Source organism: Hyphomonas johnsonii MHS-2 (assembly GCF_000685275.1).
GTDB lineage: Bacteria > Pseudomonadota > Alphaproteobacteria > Caulobacterales > Hyphomonadaceae > Hyphomonas > Hyphomonas johnsonii.
In genome coordinates, this window is sequence record NZ_ARYK01000003.1 from 277,901 (window position 1) to 302,791 (window position 24,891).

The following is a 24,891-nucleotide window of genomic DNA, read 5'->3' on the forward strand; positions in this document are numbered from 1 at the left end:
GCGCTTCCCCTTTCGTCGCGGCGATCCGACGCATGCTGGACCGGAAGAGAAGGACGCCGAATGGCCAGGAACATCGCTTATCAGGGGGAACCCGGGGCAAATTCGCATATCGCCTGTAATGAGGCCTATCCAGACTATACGCCGCTTGCCTGCCGGACATTCGAGGATTGCTTCACCGCCGTCGAAAAGGGCGATGCCGATCTCGCCATGATTCCGGTCGAAAACACGATTGCCGGCCGGGTCGGGGACATTCACTACCTGCTGCCAACGACGAAGCTGCAGATTGTCGGCGAGCACTACCTGCCGATCCGCTTCCAGCTGATGGCCCTTCCGGGCGCCACACTGGACGGGATCCGCCGGGCCCGCTCGCACATCATGGGGCTCGGCCAGTGCCGCAACTTCCTGAAGGCCCACCAGATCGAGCCTGTGACGGCGGCCGACACGGCCGGCGCGGCCCGCGAAGTGGCCGAGAGCGGAGACCTGTCGACGGCGGCCATCGCGCCCCGGCTGGCGGCAGGCGTCTACGGCCTGAACATCCTGGCCGAGGATATCGAGGACGCGGCCCACAACACCACCCGCTTCGTCATCATGGCGCGCGAGGCCACTGATGTCGAAGCCGGGCAGGGGCCGGCCAAGACGGCGTTCCTGTTCGAAGTACGCAACATCCCGGCTGCCTTGTTCAAGGTCATGGGCGGTTTCGCCACCAATGGCGTCAACATGACCAAGCTCGAAAGCTATCAGATCGGCGGGTCGTTCACGGCAACCCAGTTCTATGCGGAAATCGAGGGCCATCCCGACGAGCGCCCGGTCCAGAATGCGCTCGAGGAGCTCGGCTTCTTCTCCCAGTCGCTGAAGATTCTCGGCGTCTTCCCGTCAAGTTCGCAGCGCGAGTCCTAACAGGGGTCCTCGTAGGATTTCAGCGCCTCGGCGACATGGTCGGCGAACAGCTTGGCCTTGCCGCGCAGCTTGCCCGATGCCCAGACGAAATAGATCGGGCTCGGCGCTGCCGTCCATTCCGGCAGGACACGGACAAGGCTGCCATCATTGATGCAGTCGGAGACGAGCCAGCTTGCTGACAGGAACAGGCCGAGCCCGTTCTGCGCGGCCTGCAGCAGCAGGTCACCCGAGGATGCCTTGAACCGTCCGTCGACCTTCACGTTCACCGTCTCGTCATTGCGCGTCAGGGTCCATTCCGTCTGCGTGATCTGACGGAACATCACCGCGTCGTGCGAGGCCAGGTCGTTCGGGTGCTGCGGCGTTCCGCGCGCTGCGAGATATTCAGGCGAGGCCCAGAGTGCGCGTGGCGCTTCGGCCACCTTCTTCGCCATCAGGCTGGAATCAGTCAGCGAACCGATCCGCACCGCCAGGTCGACGCCCTCACCGACGAGGTCGGTATAGGTATCATCCGTCAGCACATCGACGCGGACATGCGGGTGCAGTTTCATGAAGCTCGAAATGCGCGGCCCGATAACCAGCCGCGCCATCGAGGACACGCAAGAGATCCGCAACAGGCCGACCGGTTCATGGTCCAGTCCCCGCGCTTCGGCTTCGGCATCGTCGAACTCGACGAGGATGTCGGCGGCGCGTTTGTAGAAACGCTCGCCTGCCTCGGTCAGGCTCAGCGAGCGCGTCGTGCGCATGAACAATGTCGCATCCAGGCTGGCTTCCAGGTCCTGGATGCGCCGCGAAACGGTGGGCTGGCCCAGCCCGAGATCATTCGCGGCCTTTGAAAAGCTGCCTGCATCCGCAACGCGGATAAACAGGCGCATGGCATCAATCCGGTCCACCCCAGGGCCTCCTATGCAGATTTCGAATGAAGCATATGGGGTCTGTCTGCGTTCTGCGAAGGGGAAAAGCGCCTAGGTTCCTTCACAGCAGGCCAGAAATGCTTCCGGCCGACACCGATTGACCCGAAAGTGTGCACCATGAGTGAATTCCCGATCCTTGACGAGCATGCTGCCCCCCCTGCGGCCCGCGACGCCCTTCAGCGCGAGCGCGAGGCGAACGGCGACATCCCGAACCTCTACGGCATCCTGGCGGCCAACCCGGCGGCGCTGGAGGCCTATCTCAGCCTGTCACGGATATTCGAGAGCGCGGGCTTCACCCCGCTCGAACGCCAGGTCGTGCTGATCGCGGCGAGCGTGGAGAATGCCTGCCATTTCTGCGTTGCGGCACAGACAGCTGCCGCCAGCGAGGAAGGGCTCGACATGAGCGTCATCGAGGCTGTCCGCGAAAGCCGGCCCGTGGCGGATGCCCGGCTTGAGGCGCTGCGCCAGTTCACGCGCCTCGTGGTCATCCAGCGCGGCTTCGTGTCCGACACCGATGTCGAACGGTTCATCCGGGCCGGCTGGGACCGGCCGGCCGTGCTCGGCGTCATCCTTGGCGTCTCGCTGAAAGTGATTTCGAACTACACCAACCACGTCGCCGAAACGCCCCTCAACAAGGCGTACAAGCCGTTCGCATGGACGCCGCGCGCCCGGCGGTCCGGCGATTGCCAGGCCTGAAGCCGTGATCCGTTCACGCCCTTCCTGCCACATGGTCACGAAATCGTGGGCCCCGATCACGGGCGTTTGCTTTGTCCGCGATGGCCGGTCCGTGGGACAAGGGGCGCATACCAGAAAGGGAAGCACGCATGTTTGACAAGGTTAAGGCCAACGGGCCGCACGGCTTCTCCCTGATCATGTCGGCCGTCCTTCCCGACACCACCCATTCCCCCCTTGTGGAACCTCAGCCCCACCCCGTCTGAGATTTCGCATTGCCGCCGGGGCTCAAGTCTGAGGTCTCCCCTTCCACCTCAGCCCCGTCCCAGCCCCGGCGGCCACTTCTCATCCCACATGAACGAGACCGATCATGAAACTCCGCCCACTTCTCCTTGCTGCCGCCCTGGCCACGGTTCCGGCCGTGGCCTATCCGCCGGCCGCCGCCGCCGAGCCGCCCATCTATACCGGCAGGTTCTCCAGCACGGCGCTCCAGGGCCATGACCCGGTCGCCTATTTCACTGACGGCGCCCCGCTCAAGGGCTCTGACGCGTTCACAACCGAGTACAAGGGCGCAACCTTCAGGTTTGCCAGCGCCGCAAACCGCGACGCCTTCATCGCCGACCCGGAAATGTACGCGCCGCAATATGGCGGCTACTGCGCCTGGGCCATGGCCGACGGCAAGTACGCCAAGGGTGATGCGCGCTACTGGAAGATCGTCGATGGCAAGCTTTACCTGAACTATAACCGGTCGATCCAGGACAAGTGGAATGCGGACATTCCCGGCTTTGTTGCCAGGGCGGATGCGGCCTGGTCCGCGCTGGCTGAATAAGGCAGTTCCGCCACACATCTGAACGATAAATGAACAAGACCCGCCGTTCGAACGAAAGGTGGTATTTGGAATAAATTTTGCAAAATCAAGCATCTAAAAGCATTGCGTTGCGCGCCGGCAACACATTTGCTCCGTCGACAAACATTACAACCAATTCACTCAACTTGGCCGAAATCGTCACTAGATTCCCGGTTCCCGGAGACGGGATAACAAAAGGACTTCCTCCCATGAAACTTGCACTCACCACGGCTATCAGCCTCGTTGCTTTCGCGGCTGCGCCTGCCTTCGCGCAGGACACCGGATTCTACGGCACGATCGGCTATGGCAACTATAGCGCGGACGACGCCGACCTCGGCGCTGTCCAATTGCGTGGAGGCTACAACTTCAACCAGTTCCTTGGTGCCGAACTCGAAGCGGCCATCGGCGTTGCCGATGAGTCCACCACGATTGCCGGTATCAACACGAAGGTTGAGCTGGACAGCTCCTACGGCGTGTACGCCGTCGGCCGGATCCCGTTTTCCGAAAAGGCTGACGTGTTCGGTCGCGTCGGCTATGTCAGCACCGAGATCTCGGCCAAGGCGGCTGGTGTCAACGTGTCGGCAGACGACGACGCAGCAGCCATCGGTATTGGCGGTGATTACTACTTCACCCCCAAACAGGGTATCCGCCTGGGCTACACCTATCTCGACTATGACGACTCGGTCGATGTGATCGACGTTGCCTACGTCCTGAAGTTCTAGGCCTGCCCGGTCAGCCCCGTCGGACGGCCAGTTCCTGATCTGATCCGTCCAGGGGACAGCCCCCGTGCCCAGCAGGGTGCGGGGGTTTGTGTTTTTGGGGTAATGTGTTGATTCAACATAAAAAAACGGGCGAGTCATGCTCGCCCGTTTCTCGAATTATCGTCCGCAGACTTACTTCTTTTTGGCGGCCGGCTTCTTTGCAGCTGGCTTCTTGGCGGCTGGTTTCGCAGCAGCTTTTTTCACGGCTGGCTTTGCAGCGGCTTTGGCAGCAGGTTTTTTGACAACCGGCTTCTTGGCAGCGGGCTTTTTCGCAGCGGTTTTCGTTGCAGTCTTGGTTGCCGGTTTGGCAGCTGGTTTCTTAGCTGCCGGTTTTGCGGCTGGTTTCTTAGCTGCCGGTTTTTTGGCAGCAGGTTTCTTCGCAATTGCCATTTCCGATCTCCTGTCAGTGGCGATTGAATAATATTGTGATTCGCGGGAAATCAACTCTTGATTTTCACCTGACAGGCGAGCGATGGCGGGTAGTCAGTATACGGTTAATCGTCCCGAAGAGCCCAAGTCTTCAATATATGATGGGCAATTGCGACCGGAGGCGGGCAAAAAATTTCCGGATGCGTGCCAGAAAGAATTTCGCGTGCTTCGGCGCGGGTGATCCATCTTGCTTCATCGAGCTCCTTGTCATCGAGCGAAATGTCCTCGTTTTGCGCTTCGAGAATCAGTCCCACCATGAGCGAGGAAGGGAACGGCCAGGGCTGGCAGGCGACATATTCGGCGCTCGCCGGATCGCATTTTATGCCTGCCTCCTCGAACAGTTCGCGCGCGGCGGCCTGCTCGATCGATTCACCCGGTTCGCAGAACCCCGCGAGGCACGACATGAAGCCGGCCGGCCACATCGCCTGGCGCCCGACCAGGCACTTGCCGTCCTTCACCGCCAGCATGATCGCCACCGGGTCCGTGCGGGGAAAGTGCTCGGCGCCGCATTGCGTGCACTGGCTCTTCCATCCGGCATCGACCACGCCCACCCTGCCGCCGCATTTGGCGCAGTAGCCGTGGCTGGCATGCCACAGGAACAGGCTGCGCGCGGTGGCGACCAGGTTGGCTTCCATCTCGCCGAGGGCGGCCACGCTCGACCGGAATTCGCCGAACTCGCCAACGCCCGCGATCAGCGACCCGTCGAGGTCGAACTTTTCCGGCAGGTTCAGCGCGAAGACCGGCGCGCCGGTCTTGTCCTCACCCAGGAAGATGCGCGGCGATCCGGGGGATACTTTCAAGGCTTCCGGGCCCATCCAGACCAGCCCGCGACCCTTCTCCACCAGCGGCTCGCCCGCACGCATGAAGAAGATCAGCACTGTGTCGTCCTGCACGGCCTGTTCCAGCCAGGCTTCGTCCGTGCGCCGGTGGGCGGCGCGGTCTAGGGGTTTGGCCGCAAGCGGCATGTCGTTCGAGTTGGTCATGAGCATCGTTACCTGGTTTCGCAGGGATCCTGCCTCGCATGGTGGGCGGGCGTTTGCAATTATCGCGGCGAGGGGGATGCGAGAAGTGCGGCGAGTTCACGCTGCGTCACTTCCAGGACGCTGCCGTGGCGCGTTCCGGCCGGGAACGAAACCAGGTCCGTGATGTCTTCCCATGTCTCCAGGTCGGCTGATCGCATCGCCCGCATCCGGTGCTCCATGTAGGCATCGAAATAGACATGGACCTGTCCGCCTATCTTCACCGCGGTCGGCCCCTCCACCCAGACCCCGTCCGGAGAAATCGGCGCCGAGGCCGGCCCGTATGGGCCCTGCGCGTGGGCGGCGAACGCCATGCGGATATTCTTCTCCGGCTCCGGCCGCTTGGTCTCGTCCTTGATGAACATCACATACCGGCCATCATCCTCCAGCAGGGAGGCGTCGATCGAGACAAAGCCGCCATCATAAAAGAGGGCGGTGTCGGAATAGGTCTGGAAGTCCTTCGTCGTCACCGCATAGATCCTGTGGTTGAGTGCCTTGCCGACCGTCGAGCGGATGTCGCCCCGGTCGGCGGTGTCCGGGAACGTGTCCGGAATGGCCGATGCCCAGAAGATCACGTACTCGCCCGCCGCATGATCGTAGAATATCTCCGGCGCCCAGCTGTTCATCACATCCGGTACGTGCGCCATGACCGGCAGCATGGCCTGGCCGGTCCACGTCACGAGGTCGGACGAATGCGCGATGCCGATATTGTTTTCCCACCAGCCGGTCGTCCACACCATGTGAAACAGCCCGTCCGGCCCCCTGATGATGCACGGGTCACGCATCAGCTTCCCGCCCAGTTCAGGCGCCATGAACGCGGCGTCATCGCGCAGTGCGGTCCAGGTCAGCCCGTCCCGGCTCCAGGCTAGGTGCAGGCCTGTTTCGCCGTCGCCGCGGAAGGATGAAAAGACATAGGCCGACTCGTCCGCGCCCGGTCGGCTGGCGCAGGCTGCAAGCAGGATCAGGGCGGTGAGTGCGGCGGTGATGCGGGAAACAGGCATGAAGTCTCCTTGCGAGGCGCCGATACAGGCGCAAATTGGCGGGTCCGGGTCCCCTGACAACTAGGCATAGCCAATCCACGCGCGCCCGTGTATGTGCGCCGCAACAAATCCAGCCTCCCGAAAGCCCGCTTTATGTCCCAATCCATCGAGAAAATGCGCAATATCGCGATCATCGCTCACGTCGACCACGGCAAGACAACGTTGGTCGACGAGCTACTGAAACAGTCTGGTACGTATCGCGAGAACGAGAAAACCGTCGAACGCGCGATGGATTCCAACGATATCGAACGCGAGCGCGGCATCACCATCCTCGCCAAGACGACGTCGGTCGAATGGAACGGCTACCGCATCAATATCGTCGACACGCCCGGCCACGCCGACTTCGGTGGCGAGGTCGAACGCATCCTGCAAATGGTTGATGGCGCCATCGTGCTCGTCGACGCCTCCGAAGGCCCGATGCCGCAGACCAAGTTCGTGGTCTCCAAGGCGCTCAAGGTCGGCCTGCGCCCGATCGTGGCCGTCAACAAGATCGACAAGCCCGAGCGTCGCCCCGACGAAGTCATCAATGAAGTCTTCGACCTCTTCGCCAATCTTGATGCCTCCGACGAGCAGCTCGACTTCCCGATCCTCTACGGCTCGGCCAAGCAGGGCTGGATGAACACCGAATACGAAAACCCGACCACCGACATGAACGCCCTGTTCCAGATGGTTGTCGACCATGTCCCGACCCCGAAGGTCGAAGAAGGCCCGTTCCGCCTCCTCGCCACCACGATCAGCGCAGACCCCTTCCTCGGGCGCATCCTGACCGGGCGCATCACGTCCGGCACGGTCAAGCCGAACCAGACGGTCAAGGTTCTCGCCCGCGACGGTTCGCTGGTCGAGCAGGGCCGCATCTCCAAGGTGCTCGCGTTTCGCGGCCTTGAGCGCGTGCCCGTCGACGAAGGCGTGGCAGGCGACATCGTCTCGCTCGCCGGCATGACCAAGGCGAACGTCGCCGACACGTTCTGCGACCCGTCCGTGACCACCCCGATCGAAGCCCAGGCGATTGACCCGCCAACCATCTCGATGACGTTCCGCGTCAACGACTCGCCGCTCGCCGGCACCGAGGGCACCAAGGTCACTTCACGCATCATCTGGGCCCGCCTGCTGAAGGAAGCCGAAGGCAACGTCGCCCTCAAGGTCGACCGCGCCACGGATGCCGAAGCCTTCACCGTGTCAGGCCGCGGCGAACTCCAGCTCGCCGTCCTCATCGAGACCATGCGCCGCGAAGGCTTCGAGCTCGGCGTCTCGCGTCCGCAGGTCGTCATGCAGGAAGGCCCCAACGGCGAAAAGCTCGAGCCGATCGAGGAAGTCACCATCGACGTCGACGACGAGCATTCCGGCATCGTCGTGCAGAAACTGTCCGAGCGCAAAGCCGACATGCTCGACATGCGTCCCTCGGGCGTCGGTCGCACGCGGATGGTGTTCCACGCGCCGACCCGTGGTCTCATCGGCTATCAGGGCGAGCTTCTCTCCGACACGCGCGGCACGGCCATCATGAACCGCGTGTTCCATGAATATGCGCCCCACAAGGGCCGCATCCAGGGCCGTCACACGGGCGTGCTGATCGCCATGGAGCAGGGCGAGGCTGTCGCCTTCGCGCTGTGGAACCTGGAAGACCGTGGCCCGATGGTCATCCATCCCGGCGACAAGGTCTATGCCGGCATGATCATCGGCGAGCACAATCGCGACAATGATCTCGAAGTGAACGTCCTCAAGGGCAAGAAGCTGACCAACATGCGCGCCTCGGGCACGGACGAGGCTGTCCGCCTCACGCCGCCGCTCCAGATGACGCTGGAAAAGTCGCTGGCCTATATCGCCGACGACGAACTGGTCGAGGTCACCCCGACCAATATCCGCATGCGCAAGATCTATCTCGACCCGCACGAGCGCAAGCGTCGCGCCAAGTCCAACGCAGACCACTAGGGCCGCGACGGCCCGTCCAGTCCTGCGAATGCCATCAAGGCCTCCCGGAATTCCGGGAGGCCTTTGCACATGGGGGCAGGGGCGCCGGGTGCCGTCGCCGGCGCTTCCTTGTGCCCGCGCATCCTGCCGGGAACCGCGCTGGCAAAGCGGCGTTGAGACACCAGTACAGACAATGACTGGAACCCCGACATGTCCTCTTTCGCGCTCTATCTCATCGGCTTCCTGGTCCTGATCGCAGGGCTCGCCTATGGCGCCTTCATGCTGGGCCTGTCGCTGGTCTGGATCGGCACCTGTGCCATCATTCTCATCGGCCTCGCCATCATCACCGGGGTCGGCAAGACGAGGCAAAAAGATGAAACCTCCCCCAGTGAATAAGCCGCGCACCGCCAAGCGCAGGCCTTTCGGTTTCGACATCCTGGCGCGCAAGGGCTCGCAGCGGCTCGCCGCCCGCCTTGACCAGCGGTTCGGCACGCTGGCCGACGAGGTCATGCGTGACGTCATGCTGGCTGTCGTCGCAACGCTGACGGATCGCCGGGCCCGGCGAAGCCTCGCCCCAGACCGCCGCCGACCCCGCTGAGGGGAACGCCCTTTATGGGCGTGCCGGTGTCGGGTAGGCTTTTGTCCTGCCCGAGGAGCACGGCCATGTCAGCGACATCCATCACCGAACATCCCATCCATCTTGGTCTCGGCGCGACAGCCGAAACCGAACCTGCGTTCACGGGAATGGAATGGTACGCCGCCTACAGTGCCCGCCATGCAGGCGATGGCGCCGAGGGGCGCCTCGTCACCATGTACACGTTCACTGAAGACTGGACCGTCTGGGAGATGCATCCGTCCGGCGCCGAAGTGGTGCTGTGCACGGCTGGCGAGATCACCCTGCTGCAGGAACACCCTGATGGCAGCGAGGCCGAGGTCACGCTCCGCAGCGGGGAGTATGCCATCAACGCGCCCGGCGTCTGGCACACCGCAAATGTGCCCGGTGAAGCAACAGCCGTCTTCATCACGGCCGGTCTCGGCACCGAGCACCGCCCGCGCTAGCTGTCAGTCGGTGGGCTCAGGCCGCCGCCAGCGTCGTTGTGCGGGCCAGCAGGCGCGTCCAGGCCGCGTCGGCCTCCGACGACCAGTCTGCGCCCATCGCGGCCTGTACGGTGTCCCTGATCGCCACGAAGAAGGCATCGAACAGGTTTTCCGGAACGCCGTAGCTTTCATGGTTCACCCGTTCAGCACTCAGCAGCACGGCGGCCATGTTGCCGCCCTCGGCGGCATCGATCAGGCATTCGAATCCCTGTTGCAGCATTGAGCCGCGCACGCCGCCATCCGTGTCCATCAGGAAGAGCTGTTCAAACTCGGGATGGGCCTTGAATAGCCGGGCATAGACCGCCGCCGCCGGATCACCCTCGCGCGTGGCGAGGGCGTCCAGGCTGTTCAGGATGATCTCGGCGTCAGTCATGATCCCTACTCCTCGCTGTCGCCGTCAGCCTCGTCCTGCTTGGCCGGGTCATATTTGGCGAACCAGCCCATGATGTTGTCCGTCTTGGCAATCAGGCGGCTCGGGCGCGAGGCGATATCGTGGGGCGAACCCGGCACGCGGACATACACCGTGTCGACACCACGCATCTTCAGCGCCGTGTAGAACTGCTCGGCCTCCCAGGCCGGTGTGCGCCAGTCTTCCTCGCCCACCATGATCATCGTCGGCGTCACCACCTTGTCGACATAGCGGATCGGCGAGAACTTCAGGAAGGCTTCCGGGTCCGACCAGGGCTCGGCGCGTATCCAGTGGCGCCGCACCACCTGCGCGATGTCGCCCGCCAGCGCCATCGTCATCCAGTTGATCACAGGCTTCACCGAGGCGGCTGCCACGAATCGGTCCGTCTTGGTCACGATCCAGGCCGTCAGGATTCCGCCGCCCGACCCGCCGGTCACGAACAGGCGCTCCGGATCGACATATTTGCGCGCCACCATCTCGTCGACGACGCTCATCAGGTCGTCATAGTCATTGCCCGGATAGGCCTTGTCGATCAGCAGAGCGAAGTCCTCGCCATAGCCGGTCGAGCCACGCGGGTTGGCCCAGACCGTGACATAGCCTTCCGCGGCATAGCGCTGGATCTCGCTGCCCCAGAACGGGCCGTACATGGCGTAGGGGCCGCCATGGATTTCCAGGATCAGCGGGAAGCTGCCATCCGGCTTGAAGTCTGGCGGGAAGGCGACCCAGGCCTCGATCTCGCGGCCATCGGCGCTGGACGCCACCTTGACCTCCTCGACCTTCGCAATGTCGAGATAGGGCAGGACGTCCGCATTGAGTGCGGTCAGCACTTTCGCATTCTTACCGTCCAGGCCGACCACGCCGACTTCCGACGGGCGGTCGCTGAAACCGGCCGTGTAGGAGACGACGGGCTTGCGGCCGCCGCTGACCGAGAAGCTGCCACTGGCATACGGCCGGCCGATCGAGCTGCCGCCAATGCCGGTCACCACTTCGGACACCTTGCCCTTGAGGTCCACGTTGAACAGCGTCAGCACGCCGTGGTCTTCCGACAGGACCAGCAGGCTCTTGCCGTCCGGGGCCCACACGGTTTCGCCCACGTCACCCGGGAAGTCCGCCGCCAGCGGGCGCTGGTTCCCGCCATCTGCGTCCATCAGGTAGAGGTCTGCCTGCTGGTAGGACAATGTCTTGTCGTCAAACCCGCGATAGGCAATCGTCTTGCCGTCCGGCGACACAACCGGCGACGTGTCAGGCCCGTCCCGCGTCGTCAGCGGCGTCACTGACAGGTCGGACAGGTCAATCGCATAGATTTCGCTCTCGATCGGGTCCAGGTCGCGGTCTTCCGCAGTGTTCCCGGTCACCAGCAGTGTGTCATTGTCCAGCCATTCAGGGCCCGACATCCCGGCGTCGCCGAATGTCACCTGGCGCGGCGTGCCGCCATCCACCGGCAGCACGAACACCTGGTCGGCCCCGTCCTTGAGATAGCCGGCGCCATCGAATCGGAAAGTCAGGTCGTCGATCACCTTGACGCCATCGTTCCACTTGGCGCCTTCCGGCGGCGTGGGCGCCTTGGCAAAGCTTGGCGTCTCGCCCTTCACGAACATGCTGAACGCAATCTGCTTGCCGTCCGGCGACCAGACCGTTTCGGACGGGCCTTCCAGGAACTGGGCGAGCGGGAAGCTGCGGCCCGAATCGAGATAGAGCAGGCGCACTTCAGGTTTGCCGTCGGTCGCAGTCGAATAGACGAGGCGCGTGCCGTCGGGCGACCAGCGCGGCGAGGATCCTTCGGCGAGCGGCCGGTTGGACCCGTCCGCCAGCCCGAGGATCCAGATTTCGCCCTTGTCCTTGTCGGTCATGCGATCCATCGCGTGGCGCACATAGGCGACGGACTTGCCATCGGGCGCGACCTGCGGGTCGCTCGCATACTCGATGTCGAACACGCGGTCTGCGGTGAATCGCGTCGAGGGGGCTTCGTCCTCTTTTGCCGAGGCCGCGCCCGCCGCCAGCATGACAGTGACGCCTGCCAGTAGAATGTGCCGGAATTTCATCGCTTTCCCCTTGTGATCGGTTGCATGGGCAAGGCGTAACAGCGCCAAACGGACCCGACAATAGGGCGGTTGGCCCCACAGCGACTCACTCCCCCACTTGCGATTCGCGCCGGTCCCACGCATATAGCCCGGAGGAGGCAGGTGGCGGACGGGCCATTCGCCAATCGGGTCAGGTCGGGAACGAAGCAGCCCCAACGATTTCAGCCCGGGTCGTTCGCCTGTCTCCGCCTTTTCAGTGCATTTCCGGTTTCGAATTTTATTGCGCACCGTTCGTGCGTCATTCGGTCTTTGTCCGTGCATTACGAACCTGTCATATCCCCCATCTGGACAGGCGATCCGGTGCGGCGTTAACCTCCCGGTAACCGGAATTCCACGCCCTTTTTGACAGTTTTAAGTAATGCCCCGTTGACCGCCCGTTAACCTTCCGACACTATATGTAGTGTCAGGAAAGAAGTTGGGGGCCATATCTGGCTACCGGGGGCTTCACTTCCTATATTTATCAATGAATCTGGAGGGCTGCACATGTCTGCATCCGAGGCCAAGTCTGTGACCAAATCTACACCGCGCAAAGGCAAACCCAAGGCCGGAGCGGAGGCGCAGCTGCGCGTGGTCGAGGGCGCCCTGGTGAAGACTGATCCTTCCCGCGACGCGCTGCTGACAGAGTTCGGCAAGACGACCCTGCGCGACCGCTACCTGCTGCCCGGCGAATCCTACCAGGACATGTTCGCCCGCGTCTCGCTGGCCTTCGCTGACGACGCCGAACACGCCCAGCGCCTTTACGACTACATGTCCAAACTCTGGTTCATGCCGTCGACACCGGTCCTCTCGAATGGCGGCGCCTCGCGCGGCCTGCCGATTTCCTGCTTCCTCAACCAGGTCGGCGACTCGCTTGACGATATTGTCGAGACCTGGACCGAGAATGTCTGGCTCGCCTCGAATGGCGGCGGCATCGGCACCTATTGGGGCAATGTCCGCTCGATCGGCGAGAAGGTCGGCCAGAACGGGCAGACCTCCGGCATCATCCCGTTCATCCGCGTCATGGATTCGCTCACCCTCGCGATCAGCCAGGGCTCGCTGCGCCGCGGTTCGGCTGCCTGCTATCTCGACTGCCACCACCCGGAAATCGAGGAATTCCTCGAAATCCGCAAGGCGTCCGGCGACTTCAACCGCAAGAGCCTCAACCTGCACCACGGCATCAACATCACGGACGCCTTCATGGAAGCCGTTCGCGCCGACGAGGATTTCGGCCTGATCAGCCCGAAATCCGGCGAAGTCGTCCGCACCATCAATGCCCGCAAGCTGTGGCAGAAGATTCTCGAACTGCGCATGCAGACCGGCGAGCCCTATCTCCTGTTCACCGATACCGTGAACAACGCCATGCCGGCCCACCAGCGCAAGCTCGGCCTCAAGGTCACCCAGTCGAACCTCTGCTCGGAAATCACCCTGCCGACCGGTATCGACCATCGCGGCGAAGACCGGACCGCCGTCTGCTGCCTCTCCTCGGTCAATGCCGAGAAGTTCATGGAATGGTCGAAGGACGAACACTTCCTGGAAGACATCTTCCGCTTCCTCGACAATGTCCTCGAAGACTTCATCGAACGCGCACCGCCTGAAATGGCCCGCGCCGTCTATTCCGCCAAGCGTGAGCGCTCGGTCGGCCTCGGCCTGATGGGGTTCCACTCCTTCCTCCAGTCGATGAACGTGTCGATGGAAGGCGCCATGGCCAAGGTCTGGAACGAGAAGATGTTCAAGCACATCCGCCAGGGCGCCGATGCGGCCTCGGTCAAGCTCGCCAAGGAGCGTGGCCCCTGCGAGGATGCCCGCGATGTCGGCATGATGGCCCGCTTCAGCCACAAGATGGCCGTTGCACCGACCGCCTCGATCTCGATCATCTGCGGCGGCACGTCGGCCGGCATCGAGCCGATCCCGGCCAACGTCTACACGCACAAGACCCTGTCCGGTTCGTTCACGGTGAAGAACCAGCAGCTTGAAGCCCTGCTCGAGCAGAAGGGCCTCAACAGCGACGACATCTGGACCTCGATCCTCGAGCATGAAGGCTCGGTCCAGCATCTCGAGTGCCTCGACGAGCACGAGAAGGACGTCTTCAAGACGGCGTTCGAGCTCGACCAGCGCTGGATCATCGAGCTTGCCGCCGACCGCACGCCCTATATCTGCCAGTCGCAGTCGCTGAACCTGTTCCTCAAGGGCGATGTCTCGAAATGGGACCTGCACATGCTGCACTGGACGGCCTGGGAACGTGGCCTGAAGTCGCTCTACTACTGCCGCTCCAAGTCGGTGCAGCGGGCCGCCTTTGCCGGATCCGAGCGGGTCGACGGGCCACAGATGGATACGCCCAACACCGATTATGACGAGTGTCTTGCCTGCCAGTAGGCTGGCCTGCGGCACCTGCAATCTCCAAGGCGGCCGGACCCACAAGGGGCCGGCCGTTTCTCGTTTAGGTGGAATGCGGCCGGTGCCTGAATGGGTGGCAACCTGCGCCCTGATTGCCACATTCCTAACAATTTTCTGAACCGATTAACGGCGAATTTGCGTGTATTTGCACGGTTCTTGCGAGGAAATTCCCAAATGACGAAAGGGATTGGAACTGAATCCGCACCTAAACCGTTGATCAACCAGAATTAATCTTTTTCGGATGAAAGGCATTTGGGGAGTTCAGGTCCTTTATGCTACATTAATAGCCATAAGGTGTAATCTATAGCACACGAGATACGTGCGAGGATGAGCCATGAAGGGTGTTCGGCAAATGGTTTTCGCAATAGCCTCTACTGTACTGACACTGGCCTGCCAGGGCTGCGTTTCGACGTCGCCCCACGAATATGTCCGCTCCGAACCTGCCGTCCCGCCGACTCTCGGCATGACGATGGCACTTACCGGCTTTGCCACGACCGGCCCGCGCCAGGCAGACCCCGCTGCCGCCTCGGTGCATGTCGTCGACGGCGCTCCGGCCCGCTTCAGCGGCACCGTGGTGGCGCCATTGCCCGTCACCGCCATCGATTTCGCCAGTTCCACGCTGCCTGATTACGGCATCACCCCGCGCTTCGTCCCGACCGACCTTCCGGAACTCAGCTGGTCGGGAAGTGGCCCGCTGGTCGCCGTCGTGGCGGAACGCAGCAAGGCACGCCTTTCCGGGCCGAGCCAGATTGAAAAGAACATTGCTGCCGAGATCGCATTCTCGGCCCCGAAAGAACTGACCGGCCTCAGCTTTGATGTCGGCGTGGCCCCGCGCATTGTCGTGCGCGAAGAGGGCGAACTGAAATCCAAGCGCGTCGGTGGTGAAGTCCGGATCGGTCAGGACTTCAACCTCATCGGCCGGGACGGCCAGCCGCAGGGCTGGTACATCTTTGCCGGCGCGGATGGCGAAGCGCTGATCTGGGATGCCGGCAACACCAGTTTCGCGCCCAATCTCAACGACATGGCCCTGACCGACCAGATCACGGTCGGCGACATGCAGGCCGGCATTTCCGTCCAGCGGGGAGGGGGCGAACTGTCGCTCAGCTACATCCGCCGGGAAGTGAAATACGAGGATCGCAACGGCAGTCTCAGCGACACTGAAGATTTCGCAGGTGTAAGTTTCACCATGCGCCGATAGGTGCTACGCGTCCGGCCATGAAGATGGCTAACACTCGTATCGGGGCTGCGCTGGTTGCAGCCCTTTTTCTTGCGCCCCTTGCCCATGGCCAGGTCAAGAAACCCGCCGTGGTGTCGCTCACTGTCGAAAACGACAAGTTCGGCGGCGGCACCGATCGCAACTATTCCAACGGATTGCGCATCGAGCGCGTGTCCGGCGCCGACGAGGTCTTCCCGGCGCTCGAATGGGTGGCAAACCGCATTCCCTTCCTCGACCTGAAGCGCCAGGAGCTGCGCCAGGGCTTTGCCCTGTCGCACGTCATCTTCACGCCCGAGGACAAGACCCTCCTGGTGCCCGATCCTACCGATCGCCCTTATGCCGGCTGGCTGTTTGCCTCCGGCACGATTGTCGGTGCCAGCGCCAACACGCAGGACACGCTGCAGGTCAATCTCGGCATTGTCGGCCCCTCTGCGGGCGGTGAGTTTGTCCAGAACAATTTCCACCGCACCATCGGCGTTGCCGAGGCGCAGGGCTGGCCCAACCAGCTGCGCGACGAGGCCGGCATCGAAATCGTCGCACAGCGCCTGTACCGGTTCCCGGGGCCGGACCTGCCGCTCGGCGTGGAAACCGATCTCGGCTTCGATGTCGGCGGTGCACTCGGCAATGTGCGAACCTATGCGGCGTCCGGCCTGACGGCCCGCATCGGCTGGGACCTCGATTCCAGTTTCGGCCCGCCGCGCATCCGTCCGGCACTCTCCGGGGCAGGCGAGTTCATCCCCGGCACCGACGAAAACCCGTTGGGGGGCTATTTCTTCGTCGGGGCCAGCGGCCGGGCAATCGCCCGGGACATGTTCCTCGATGGCAACCTGTTTCGGGATGGTCCGCGCGTCGAAGACCGCAAGACCTATGTCGGCGACCTGCAGGCCGGCCTCGCGATCCATTACCGCACCGTCCAACTCGCCTTCACCTATGTGAACCGCACCGAGGAATTCGACGCCCAGGTCACGCCCCAGCGCTTCGGCGCCTTCTCGATCTCCGTCGCCCGCTAGAGCGTCGCCATATCGATCACGAACCGGTATTTCACGTCGCCTTTGACCACGCGGTCATAGGCGGCGTTGATGTCTTTCATGGCGATCACTTCGACGTCCGACGTCACGCCATGTTCGGCGCAAAAATCCAGCATTTCCTGGGTCTCCTCGATGCCGCCAATGCCTGACCCCGCCAGGCGTCGTCGTCCTGCCAGCAACAGGCCGCCATGCATCGGCTCCAGCGGCTCGATGGCGCCGACCAGAACCATCGTGGCATTGCGGGCCATCAGCATCAGGTAGGGGTTCAGGTCGTGCTTGACCGGCACGGTGTTCAGCAGGAAATCAAAGCTGCCCCGGTGGGCCTTCATCGCGTCGCGGTCGCTCGAGATCAGCACGTCATGCGCGCCGAGCCGCTTGGCGTCTGCGCCCTTTTCCGGCGAGGTCGTGATCATCACCACGTCACAGCCCAGCGCCACAGCGAACTTCACGCCCATATGGCCAAGGCCGCCCAGCCCGATCACGCCGACCTTGTCGCCCTTCTTCACGTTCCAGTGCTTCAGCGGCGACCAGCTGGTGATCCCCGCGCACAGCAGCGGTGCCACCTCGGCCGGGTTCAGCTTGTCTGACACTTTCAGCACGAATTCGTCGCGCACCACGATCTGCTTGGAATAGCCGCCAAAGGTCGGCCCGCCGATCACCGGCTCGGTCCCGCCATAGGTGCCGACCGATCCCTTTTCGCAATATTGCTCGTCGCCATCCGCGCAGGCCGGGCAGGCAAGGCAGGCATCCACCAGGCAGCCCACGCCCACCGTGTCACCCACCTTGTGCCTGGTCACGTCCGCGCCGACCGCACTGACGCGCCCGACAATTTCATGCCCCGGCACGATCGGATACTTCGTCCGCCCCCACTCGTTGCGCGCCGTATGGATGTCGCTGTGGCAAACCCCGCACCAGGTAATGTCGATCAGCACGTCATTGGGCTGGATGTCGCGCCGCGTAATCTCGAACGGCTCGACCGGTGATTCAGGGCTCTGCGCAGCATAGGCGGCAACTTGCATCGTCTTCTCCCTTTCACGATTTCATCCATCGTGGCAGCCGGGCACGCGTAAGTCGAGACAGCTACCCTGCCTTCCGGAAGGTCAGGCTGATCCGGCGCGCGCCGATCATTCCATGCGTGCCCGTCTTCACCGGCAGCACGCCGTGATAGGCCAGCCGGGCGCTGCGCCCGAACACCAGCGCGTCGCCATGCTCCAGCAGGATCGCCTGCTTCGGCCCGGCCCGGGTCGTGTCACCGATGACAAACCGGCCGGGCAGGCCAAGCGACACTGACACCACCGGCTGGCCCAGGTCCTGTTCGTCCCGGTCCTGGTGCGGCGTCAGCCGTGCGCCCACGTCATAGCAATTGATCAGGCAGGCATCCGGATCGAAATCCGCCGCGCCGAAGGCTGCTGCCGCCCGCTGTGCCACGGCGCGCAACAGGTCCGGCATGTCCGGCCAGGCTTGCCCGCTCAGCGGGTCGACCGGGTCGTAGCGATAGCCGGACCGGTCCGACACCCAGCCGACCCGCCCGCAATTGGTCATCGCCACGGACATGGCCTTGCCGCCGGGCGTCACCAGGTGGCGGAACGGCGCCGCCTCCAGAACGGGCTGCACCGCGTCCCATATCGCTGCCGCATCGGCAAAGCCGGGCAGGTGCAGCACGCCCTCGCCATGCCAGGCCTCGGCGGGCCGCAGGTCGCTCAACAGGTCAGCCATCACAGTGCATCATGGAAGATGATCCCCGTCGCGAACCGTGTGCCCCGTCGCAGCGTGCTGACGCCGTGGCGCATCTTCACGCGGTAATCCCCGCGCGTGCCCTTCACGGGCCGCTCATTGACCGCGAACACGACCGCCTCGCCCGCGCGCATCGGCACGACATGCGCGCGCGACTGCATTCTCGGTCTCTGCTCTGTCAGCACGAATTCGCCTCCGTCAAAAGCCTCAGGCTCGCTCAACAGGATAACCACCTGCAGCGGAAATACGATGCCGCCATACAGGTCCTGGTGCAGGCAGTTATAATCGCCCTCGGTATAGGACAGGATCAGCGGCGTCGGCCGTTGCTGGCCTGCCGCATGGCACGTCTCCAGGAAGTCCGCATGGCTGGCAGGAAAGCGCACGGCCTGCTTCATGCGTTCCGCCCAGCGATTGGCCACGCCCGCGCAGCCTGGATACAGCGCGTCCCGCAAGGCCGCGATCGGCGCGGGCAGGGGATAGCGGAAATACTTGTATTCCCCGCGTCCGAACCCGTGCCGCGCCATGTGCACGTGGCTGCGATAGGGTGCGCTCTCGCCGAACGCGCCCGTCAGCGTCGCTCGCGCCTCCGCGTCCAGCAACAGGCCAAGCGAGGCAAAGCCTGCCGCATCCAGCCCCGCCTCGACCCGCGTCCAGTCAATCGCCGGCAGGCTCATGCTGCGGTCTCCCGCGCCAGCAGCGCCCGCTTGCGGTTGACGCCCCAGTGATACCCGCCCAGCGCCCCGTTGCTGCGCACGACGCGGTGGCAGGGCACCAGCACCGCGACCGGGTTGGCGGCACAGGCCGCTGCCACGGCGCGCATCGCGCCCGGCTTGCCGATCGCCTCGGCCACTTCCGAATAGGACGCCGTGTCGCCCGCCGGAATAGCCTGCAGCGCGGTCCAGACAGCCATCTGGAAGGGGCTGCCCCGAAGGTCCAGCACCAGCGCCCCGGCGGCTGCCTCGCCCCGCACCACGCTCACCACGTCCGCGATCATCCGGGTCATCCCAATGCCCGCAGGCACCAGGTCGGTGCCTGCGAACCGCGCCTTCAGCTCTGCCACCAGCGCGGCATCGGTCTCGCCGAACAGCACCGCGCGAATGCCGCGCGCGCTCTTGGCCACCACGATCCGGCCGTACGGCGTGTCGCCAAATCCATAAGTCAGTGTTTCCGGGCTTTGCATGTCGGTCTCCCTGTTCATCATGCCGCCAAATTACCGGCCCCGGAATCGCTCCGCATTCCGATACATGCTGTGTGTGCAAAAATATCCGCCCGGCCCGGCTTCCGTCATTGCCCCGCAGGGCACACCCCCCCATATTCGCAGCGAAACAGAACTCCGGCCCCTGCGCTGGAGACAAGGGTTCCCTCCATGCCATCGGATTTCCTGACGCCTGAGCTCATTCAGGCGTTCTTCGCCGTTATCGCGATCGACCTCGTCCTCGCGGGCGACAATGCTGTCGTGATCGGCATGGCGGCGGCCGGCCTGCCGAAACACCAGCGCGGCAAGGCCATCCTGATCGGCATCATCGCCGCCACCGTGCTGCGCATTGCCTTCGCGCTTGTCGCCGCCCAGCTGCTGCTGATTGTCGGGCTGCTGTTTGCCGGCGGCGTCCTGTTGCTGTGGGTGTCATGGAAGATGTGGCGCGAACTGCAGGAACATGCCGCCCTGACGGCCCAGGAAGCGCTCGCGTCGGCAGACCTTGACGGCGACGGCACCATTGCCGGCCAGAAACCGGTCAAATCCCTGCGCGCCGCTGTCGTCCAGATCATCCTGGCTGATGTGTCCATGTCGCTCGACAACGTCCTCGGCGTGGCTGGCGCTGCGCGCGAGCATCCGTGGGTCCTGGTGTTCGGCCTCACCCTGTCGATCCTGCTGATGGGGCTGGCGTCCTCGCTGATCGCGCGCGTGCTCAACCGTCACCGCTGGATCGCCTTCATCGGGCTTGCCGTCATTCTCTACGTTGCGCTGCACATGATGTGGCAGGGCGGCCTGGAATTGTGCAGCGAGGGCCTTCCCATGTTCGACATGGACGTGCCGGCGGCCTGCCGCACAGGCCACTGAAATAGACCTGGGCGCCCATCTTGCGGACGCGCAGGCGCATGATGATATCTTCCCTGTGCCGGCGCCTGCCGGTGTTCGCATGGAAGTTACACGTCACATGGGCCGCTTCTTGAAAGCCTTGGTCATGACATTGCTCATCATGGAGATCACGACCATTGTCGCACTGACTGCCGTCTGGACCGCCCTGTCCGAACTGCACGCCAGCCAGACTGTCATCCTCACCGGGCAGGGCCTCACGGCAATCGTTCTGGTGATCCTCACAGCCATCGTCTACCGCCGCGCCCTCAGCGCGGAGAACCGGCTGGTCAGCACGCAGGACCAGGTCGTGGAGGCCGATGATCCGGTCCCTGATGCACATTATGGTCTGGCGGGTGCCAATGCCATCGGGCCCGGAACCGAGAAGGTGGGCCTAGGCGGCCCGAATCTCGTTGGCGGTCAGCCACTTGCTCAGAGAATCAAATGATTGCGGCCGGCTGAACAGGTAACCCTGCATCAGGTGGCAGCCGACGGATGTCACGAACGCGGCCTGCAACTTGGTCTCGATACCCTCGGCCACGACATTCACCTGCAATGTATCGGCAAGCTGCATGATCGACGTCATCAGGTCGGCGATCTTGTTGTTGGACCCGATGGACTGGATCAGCGACTGGTCGATCTTCAGCTTGTCCAGCGGCAGGTCGAGCAGGGCGCGCAGGTTCGAGAAACCGGTGCCGTAATCGTCGAGGGCGATCATCACGCCCGCCTGGCTCAGGTGTTCGAGGTTGCGATAGGCGGCTTCCAGGTTGCCGACGATGGCGGATTCGACGATCTCGAGACAGATATGCTCCGGGTTCGTGCCTGTCGCTTCCAGGCTGGCAAGGAAGCGTTCGGCAAAATCGACACCCACGATGTCCATCGGCGAGGCGTTGACGGACAGGTACGTGATGCTCCGGTCTTTCAGCCAAGGGCCGACTTCGCGGCAGGCCGTGTCCAGGATCACCGTGTCGAGATCGCTCAGCAGGCCTGACTCCTGGGCGATCGCAATGAATTCCTCCGGGCTGACCGGGCCAAGCTCCGGATGATCCCAGCGTGCCAACGCCTCGACGGCCTGGATCTTCCGGTCCGTCGTGCCCATGATCGGTTGGTAGAACGGCCTGATCCGGCGGCCGGTAATCGCGTCCGGAAGGTCGCGGGCCAGTTTCAGCCGCCGCGCCAGCGTATCGCGGATTTCCTGGTTGAATGTCTGCACCATGCCGCGCCCCCGCCGCTTGGCGGTCATCAGCGCCATGTCGGCATATCGCATCAGGTCGCCGGTATCGTGGGCATCTTCAGTGTAGACCGCAAAGCCCACCGATCCGGAAATCTCGATCAGCCGGTCAGGTGTGCGGATCGGCCTGAAGACGTATTCGAGGGCCTGGTTGAAGCTGGCCCTCATCAGGTCCCGGTCCTGCATCGGCAGTTCGGTCAGCAACGCAAATTCGTCGCCGCCCCAGCGCGCAACCGCATAGACATCGGGCAACTCGGTCAGCCGCTGGGCAACCGTCACCAGCACGTGGTCGCCAACGGCATGGCCGAACCGGTCATTGATCTGCTTGAAGTGGTCGACGTCGACAATCGCCAGGCCGAAACGCTGGGCGGTATTCGTCGAAAGCCGGACCGAGGCCTCAAGTGCGTTCTCGAAGCCCAGCCGGTTCTTCAGGCCGGTGGTCGAATCCGTCTGGGCAATTTCCATCGCGGTGTGCTGCTTCTTTTCAGCGACGGACAGGCGATTTTGAAGGTCCAGCGCCTGCTGCGACGAACTTTCGTGCAACAGCGCCAGGCGCTTGCGCGCCGCCTCGATCTCGGCCTCGTAATTGACTTTCGCGTTGCTGAAATTTTCGGTCGATGTCACCGACGCGATAATGATGCCGACAAGGCCCGTAGTCCCGTCGGCCAGCTGGTAGGGAACCTTGCGGGTCAGCGCATAGACATCTGGCCCGATTTCTTCTTCGTTGATGCTTTCCTCGCCGCCGAAAACCCGCCGGTCTTCAGTCCAGAACACCTTGACCTGGTCGGCAGGAAAGAGATCCCGGTCAGACTTGCCGATATAATCCGGCACGGCGATCAGCGCATCAAAGGCCTTGTTGCCATAGATCCACTGGTGCTTCGAATTCTTGGCGAAGACGGGATAGGGCAGCGCGTCGAAGATATTCTGCAGGTCTTCCGGAGGGGTCATGCGCTGCGCTCCCGTGGGGTGACGAGACCGGCAATTGGGCGCCGTACGCTGGACAGACCGCAATCTGTCTGGATCCAGACCTGATAATTCATCCCCTTCTATATACTGGACAGTATAACCAATTCGCTAATTCAAAGCGCGAATTCCTTGCACCCTTAAGGCGTTACGGGAAGGTGGCCGTTCGGGGAACTGCCGGCAGGCGCGGTTCAGGGAGCTTTTGCTTCCTTGGGCGCCCGGCCCGTCAGTCCGGCGCGTCATTCATGCGTGCATCCCGGGTCAGCCGTTTCAGTTCGGCCACCGCGTCGAGATCCTCCTGGCTGAGCGCCTGGTCGGCCGCCCGCTGCCGGATCCATTCCAGGTCGTCCTGGACGCCTGCGAACAGGGCACGATAGCGTTTGCGCTCGGCGGCGAGTTCGGCCTCCGACTCGGCCGATGCCAGCACGATCGTTGCCAGCCCGTCAGACCCGTCAGGCAATTCGACGCACACGCGGCGCGTCAGGCCGAACGTGTCGGGCCCGATTTTTTGCACCTTCAGCGAGGGGGTTTCTTCAGGGCAGGACGTCTCGGTGCGCCCGGCATCGGGCAACACGGGAAATATTTCCTGCAATCTGGCGAGTCTGATCATTCCCCACACACCTCGATCTTTCGAATCACTGGCTGGACGTATTTTGTTGTGTATAGATCAATTTATACGCAACAACCGCTGGTCAGCAGTCAAGGCTGTAATGCCCAGTATATATTGATGAATTCAGCTGCTTTTCGCGCGGCGACGACAGCCTGCGCACCAAGAGGGCGGTACATTGGCCAATCTGACCTGTCTGCCACCGGGCCTGTCGCCGCCATCTGGTCGCCCCGGTATCGGGCTGGCGCCGGGGTGAGTCAAAATGTCCCGGTCACGGCCAGCGCCTGCCGCATGCGCAGGGGGACTCAGCCTGCCGTTTCGCGTAGGATGTGCTCAACGCGCACTGCCCGCAATGCCGTCGCCAGCGCATTTTCCTGTGGGCAGCCTGTGGACAAGTGCCGCATTTCCTACTCGTACATCTTGCGGCATTAACCTGATTGAAGCACTATATGTGGTGTATAATGCTCCAGACATCGACATGAACTTCAAGGAGGCCCCCATGGCTGACGGCAATTCCAATCTACCCGGCCTGCTCACACCGAGCTTTGCATACAAGCCGTTCCGATACCCGTGGGCCTATGATTTCTGGAAAAAGCAGCAGCAGGTCCACTGGATGCCTGAAGAGGTGCCTCTGGGCGAGGACTGCAAGGACTGGGCGGTCAAGCTGACCGACGGCGAACGCAACCTGCTGACCCAGATCTTCCGCTTCTTCACGCAGTCCGACATCGAGGTCGGCGCGAATTACATGACCAATTACATGCCCCTGTTCAAGCCGACAGAGGTGTCCATGATGCTGGCCAGTTTCTCCAACATGGAGACGATCCACATCGCGGCCTACGCCCTGCTGCTCGAGACGATCGGCATGCCTGACTCGGAATTCTCGGCCTTCATGGAATACCAGGAGATGGCCGCCAAGCACGACTATCTCGGCCAGTTCGGCTGCGAGACCAATGAAGACATCGCCGTCTCGATGGCTGTCTTCGGCGCGTTCACCGAGGGCCTGCAACTGTTCGCCAGCTTCGCCATGCTGATGAACTTCCCGCGCCTGAACAAGATGAAGGGCATGGGCCAGATCATCACCTGGTCGATCCGCGACGAGTCGCTCCACTGCGAAGGCATGATCAAGCTGTTCCACAATTTCTGCGCCGAGACCGGCGTGATGACCGACGAACTGCGCGAGAAGATCCGTGAATGCTGCCGCACGGTGGTCGCGCTTGAGGACAAGTTCATCGACCTCGCCTTCGAGGCGGGTGATATCGAGGGCATGACGCCTGACGACATCAAGAACTATATCCGCTACATCGCCGACTGGCGCCTTGGCCAGCTCAAGCTCGAGCCGATCTACGGCATCGAAAAGCACCCGCTGCCCTGGCTGTCGGAAATCCTCAACGGGGTCGAGCACGCCAACTTCTTCGAACAGCGGGCCACGGAATATTCCAAGGGTGCCACCCGCGGTGACTGGCACGGCGACGACGGCGTCTGGACGATGTTCGACAAGCGCAAACCGGCCCCGGTTGCGGCTGAGTAGGCCGTACGCCCCAGGCACGATTCAGAAAGGCCCGGCCGAAAGGTGCGGGCCTTTTTGCTGTTTGCCTG

Annotated in this window: 26 protein-coding genes and 1 other RNA gene; 16 read left to right on the forward strand and 11 right to left on the reverse strand. The window is 63.0% G+C overall.

Going from position 1 to position 24,891, the window contains the following annotated elements; genetic code table 11:
- Nucleotides 1-60: 60 nt before the first annotated feature.
- Complete coding sequence (locus HJO_RS08125) at nucleotides 61-897, forward strand: prephenate dehydratase (RefSeq protein ID WP_035615870.1); 837 nt, start codon at nucleotides 61-63, stop codon at nucleotides 895-897.
- Here HJO_RS08125 and HJO_RS08130 read toward each other — a convergent pair.
- Complete coding sequence (locus HJO_RS08130; RefSeq protein ID WP_035615872.1) at nucleotides 894-1,787, reverse strand: LysR family transcriptional regulator; 894 nt, start codon at nucleotides 1,785-1,787, stop codon at nucleotides 894-896. The two genes, HJO_RS08125 and HJO_RS08130, sit on opposite strands and share 4 nt — an antisense overlap.
- A gap of 138 nt (nucleotides 1,788-1,925) precedes the next feature.
- Here HJO_RS08130 and HJO_RS08135 point away from each other — a divergent pair, with 138 nt between their 5' ends.
- The 4 genes from HJO_RS08135 to HJO_RS18610 all read left to right on the forward strand — a co-directional run bounded on the left by HJO_RS08135 (nucleotide 1,926) and on the right by HJO_RS18610 (nucleotide 4,509).
- Nucleotides 1,926-2,504, forward strand: coding sequence for a carboxymuconolactone decarboxylase family protein (locus HJO_RS08135; RefSeq protein WP_035615875.1), 579 nt, complete (start codon nucleotides 1,926-1,928; stop codon nucleotides 2,502-2,504).
- 346 nt (nucleotides 2,505-2,850) lie between these two features.
- Nucleotides 2,851-3,309, forward strand: a complete 459-nt coding sequence (locus HJO_RS08140; protein ID WP_035615877.1) for a YHS domain-containing (seleno)protein — start codon at nucleotides 2,851-2,853, stop codon at nucleotides 3,307-3,309.
- A gap of 227 nt (nucleotides 3,310-3,536) precedes the next feature.
- Nucleotides 3,537-4,049, forward strand: coding sequence for a porin family protein (locus tag HJO_RS08145; protein ID WP_051618408.1), 513 nt, complete (start codon nucleotides 3,537-3,539; stop codon nucleotides 4,047-4,049).
- A gap of 136 nt (nucleotides 4,050-4,185) precedes the next feature.
- The gene (locus tag HJO_RS18610; RefSeq protein WP_051618409.1) at nucleotides 4,186-4,509 is read left to right on the forward strand and encodes a hypothetical protein; all 324 of its coding nucleotides are present in this window, start codon (nucleotides 4,186-4,188) and stop codon (nucleotides 4,507-4,509) included.
- Between the two features lie 73 nt (nucleotides 4,510-4,582).
- Here the strand turns inward: HJO_RS18610 and nudC are convergent, their stop codons facing one another.
- Together nudC and HJO_RS08160 are read right to left on the reverse strand one after the other, a co-directional pair.
- On the reverse strand, nucleotides 4,583-5,500 hold the full coding sequence (nudC, locus tag HJO_RS08155) for an NAD(+) diphosphatase (RefSeq protein WP_051618429.1): 918 nt from the start codon (nucleotides 5,498-5,500) through the stop codon (nucleotides 4,583-4,585).
- A gap of 59 nt (nucleotides 5,501-5,559) precedes the next feature.
- A complete protein-coding gene (locus HJO_RS08160) occupies nucleotides 5,560-6,537 on the reverse strand; it encodes a glycoside hydrolase family 43 protein (RefSeq protein ID WP_035615879.1) in 978 nt (325 codons plus the stop codon).
- 132 nt (nucleotides 6,538-6,669) lie between these two features.
- Here HJO_RS08160 and typA point away from each other — a divergent pair, with 132 nt between their 5' ends.
- From typA to HJO_RS08180, 4 genes are all read left to right on the forward strand, one after another.
- Entirely contained in the window at nucleotides 6,670-8,502 is a 1,833-nt protein-coding gene (gene typA / locus HJO_RS08165) for a translational GTPase TypA (RefSeq protein WP_035616157.1), read from the forward strand.
- Between the two features lie 189 nt (nucleotides 8,503-8,691).
- Nucleotides 8,692-8,877 (forward strand): hypothetical protein, encoded by a 186-nt coding sequence (locus tag HJO_RS08170; protein WP_035615881.1) that lies wholly within the window; start codon nucleotides 8,692-8,694, stop codon nucleotides 8,875-8,877.
- Nucleotides 8,870-9,079 (forward strand): hypothetical protein, encoded by a 210-nt coding sequence (locus HJO_RS08175; protein ID WP_035615883.1) that lies wholly within the window; start codon nucleotides 8,870-8,872, stop codon nucleotides 9,077-9,079. Before HJO_RS08170 ends, HJO_RS08175 begins: the two co-directional genes overlap by 8 nt.
- 65 nt (nucleotides 9,080-9,144) lie before the next feature.
- Nucleotides 9,145-9,540: a cupin gene (locus tag HJO_RS08180; RefSeq protein WP_035615886.1), complete on the forward strand. Its 396-nt coding sequence runs from the start codon at nucleotides 9,145-9,147 to the stop codon at nucleotides 9,538-9,540.
- A 16-nt stretch (nucleotides 9,541-9,556) separates the two neighbouring features.
- Here the strand turns inward: HJO_RS08180 and HJO_RS08185 are convergent, their stop codons facing one another.
- Together HJO_RS08185 and HJO_RS08190 are read right to left on the reverse strand one after the other, a co-directional pair.
- The gene (locus HJO_RS08185; protein WP_035615888.1) at nucleotides 9,557-9,952 is read right to left on the reverse strand and encodes a globin; all 396 of its coding nucleotides are present in this window, start codon (nucleotides 9,950-9,952) and stop codon (nucleotides 9,557-9,559) included.
- Between the two features lie 5 nt (nucleotides 9,953-9,957).
- Nucleotides 9,958-12,030 (reverse strand): alpha/beta hydrolase family protein, encoded by a 2,073-nt coding sequence (locus HJO_RS08190; protein ID WP_035615890.1) that lies wholly within the window; start codon nucleotides 12,028-12,030, stop codon nucleotides 9,958-9,960.
- Nucleotides 12,031-12,166: 136 nt separating this feature from the next.
- Here HJO_RS08190 and ffs point away from each other — a divergent pair.
- From ffs to HJO_RS08205, 4 genes are all read left to right on the forward strand, one after another.
- An RNA gene (ffs, locus tag HJO_RS18175) (signal recognition particle sRNA small type) lies at nucleotides 12,167-12,256 on the forward strand.
- A 296-nt stretch (nucleotides 12,257-12,552) separates the two neighbouring features.
- Nucleotides 12,553-14,421 carry a ribonucleoside-diphosphate reductase subunit alpha gene (locus tag HJO_RS08195; protein WP_035615892.1) on the forward strand — a complete coding sequence of 623 codons (1,869 nt, stop codon included), beginning with the start codon at nucleotides 12,553-12,555 and terminating at the stop codon, nucleotides 14,419-14,421.
- 373 nt (nucleotides 14,422-14,794) lie between these two features.
- Nucleotides 14,795-15,640 carry a DUF2219 family protein gene (locus tag HJO_RS08200; protein ID WP_162173800.1) on the forward strand — a complete coding sequence of 282 codons (846 nt, stop codon included), beginning with the start codon at nucleotides 14,795-14,797 and terminating at the stop codon, nucleotides 15,638-15,640.
- A 23-nt stretch (nucleotides 15,641-15,663) separates the two neighbouring features.
- Nucleotides 15,664-16,668 carry a lipid A deacylase LpxR family protein gene (locus HJO_RS08205; protein WP_241764700.1) on the forward strand — a complete coding sequence of 335 codons (1,005 nt, stop codon included), beginning with the start codon at nucleotides 15,664-15,666 and terminating at the stop codon, nucleotides 16,666-16,668.
- Here the strand turns inward: HJO_RS08205 and HJO_RS08210 are convergent.
- The 4 genes from HJO_RS08210 to HJO_RS08225 all read right to left on the reverse strand — a co-directional run bounded on the left by HJO_RS08210 (nucleotide 16,665) and on the right by HJO_RS08225 (nucleotide 19,600).
- Complete coding sequence (locus HJO_RS08210; RefSeq protein ID WP_035615900.1) at nucleotides 16,665-17,705, reverse strand: NAD(P)-dependent alcohol dehydrogenase; 1,041 nt, start codon at nucleotides 17,703-17,705, stop codon at nucleotides 16,665-16,667. The two genes, HJO_RS08205 and HJO_RS08210, sit on opposite strands and share 4 nt — an antisense overlap.
- Nucleotides 17,706-17,766: 61 nt before the next feature.
- Nucleotides 17,767-18,402, reverse strand: a complete 636-nt coding sequence (gene alkB / locus HJO_RS08215) for a DNA oxidative demethylase AlkB (protein ID WP_035615904.1) — start codon at nucleotides 18,400-18,402, stop codon at nucleotides 17,767-17,769.
- Nucleotides 18,402-19,094 carry a 2OG-Fe(II) oxygenase gene (locus HJO_RS08220; RefSeq protein ID WP_035615907.1) on the reverse strand — a complete coding sequence of 231 codons (693 nt, stop codon included), beginning with the start codon at nucleotides 19,092-19,094 and terminating at the stop codon, nucleotides 18,402-18,404. The genes alkB and HJO_RS08220 overlap by 1 nt, the downstream gene beginning before the upstream one ends.
- A complete protein-coding gene (locus HJO_RS08225) occupies nucleotides 19,091-19,600 on the reverse strand; it encodes a methylated-DNA--[protein]-cysteine S-methyltransferase (protein WP_162173801.1) in 510 nt (169 codons plus the stop codon). Before HJO_RS08225 ends, HJO_RS08220 begins: the two co-directional genes overlap by 4 nt.
- Nucleotides 19,601-19,786: 186 nt before the next feature.
- Between HJO_RS08225 and HJO_RS08230 the strand changes: the two genes are divergently transcribed.
- A complete protein-coding gene (locus HJO_RS08230; RefSeq protein ID WP_051618411.1) occupies nucleotides 19,787-20,479 on the forward strand; it encodes a TerC family protein in 693 nt (230 codons plus the stop codon).
- Between the two features lie 124 nt (nucleotides 20,480-20,603).
- Nucleotides 20,604-20,942 (forward strand): hypothetical protein, encoded by a 339-nt coding sequence (locus HJO_RS08235; RefSeq protein ID WP_156945503.1) that lies wholly within the window; start codon nucleotides 20,604-20,606, stop codon nucleotides 20,940-20,942.
- On the opposite strand, the gene HJO_RS08240 is transcribed toward HJO_RS08235, so the two are convergent.
- Together HJO_RS08240 and HJO_RS08245 are read right to left on the reverse strand one after the other, a co-directional pair.
- Nucleotides 20,889-22,673, reverse strand: coding sequence for a sensor domain-containing protein (locus tag HJO_RS08240; RefSeq protein WP_035615912.1), 1,785 nt, complete (start codon nucleotides 22,671-22,673; stop codon nucleotides 20,889-20,891). The two genes, HJO_RS08235 and HJO_RS08240, sit on opposite strands and share 54 nt — an antisense overlap.
- 241 nt (nucleotides 22,674-22,914) lie before the next feature.
- Nucleotides 22,915-23,298 carry a hypothetical protein gene (locus HJO_RS08245; RefSeq protein ID WP_035615914.1) on the reverse strand — a complete coding sequence of 128 codons (384 nt, stop codon included), beginning with the start codon at nucleotides 23,296-23,298 and terminating at the stop codon, nucleotides 22,915-22,917.
- 496 nt (nucleotides 23,299-23,794) lie between these two features.
- Here HJO_RS08245 and HJO_RS08250 point away from each other — a divergent pair, with 496 nt between their 5' ends.
- Nucleotides 23,795-24,823: a ribonucleotide-diphosphate reductase subunit beta gene (locus tag HJO_RS08250; RefSeq protein WP_035616161.1), complete on the forward strand. Its 1,029-nt coding sequence runs from the start codon at nucleotides 23,795-23,797 to the stop codon at nucleotides 24,821-24,823.
- Nucleotides 24,824-24,891 lie beyond the last annotated feature (68 nt).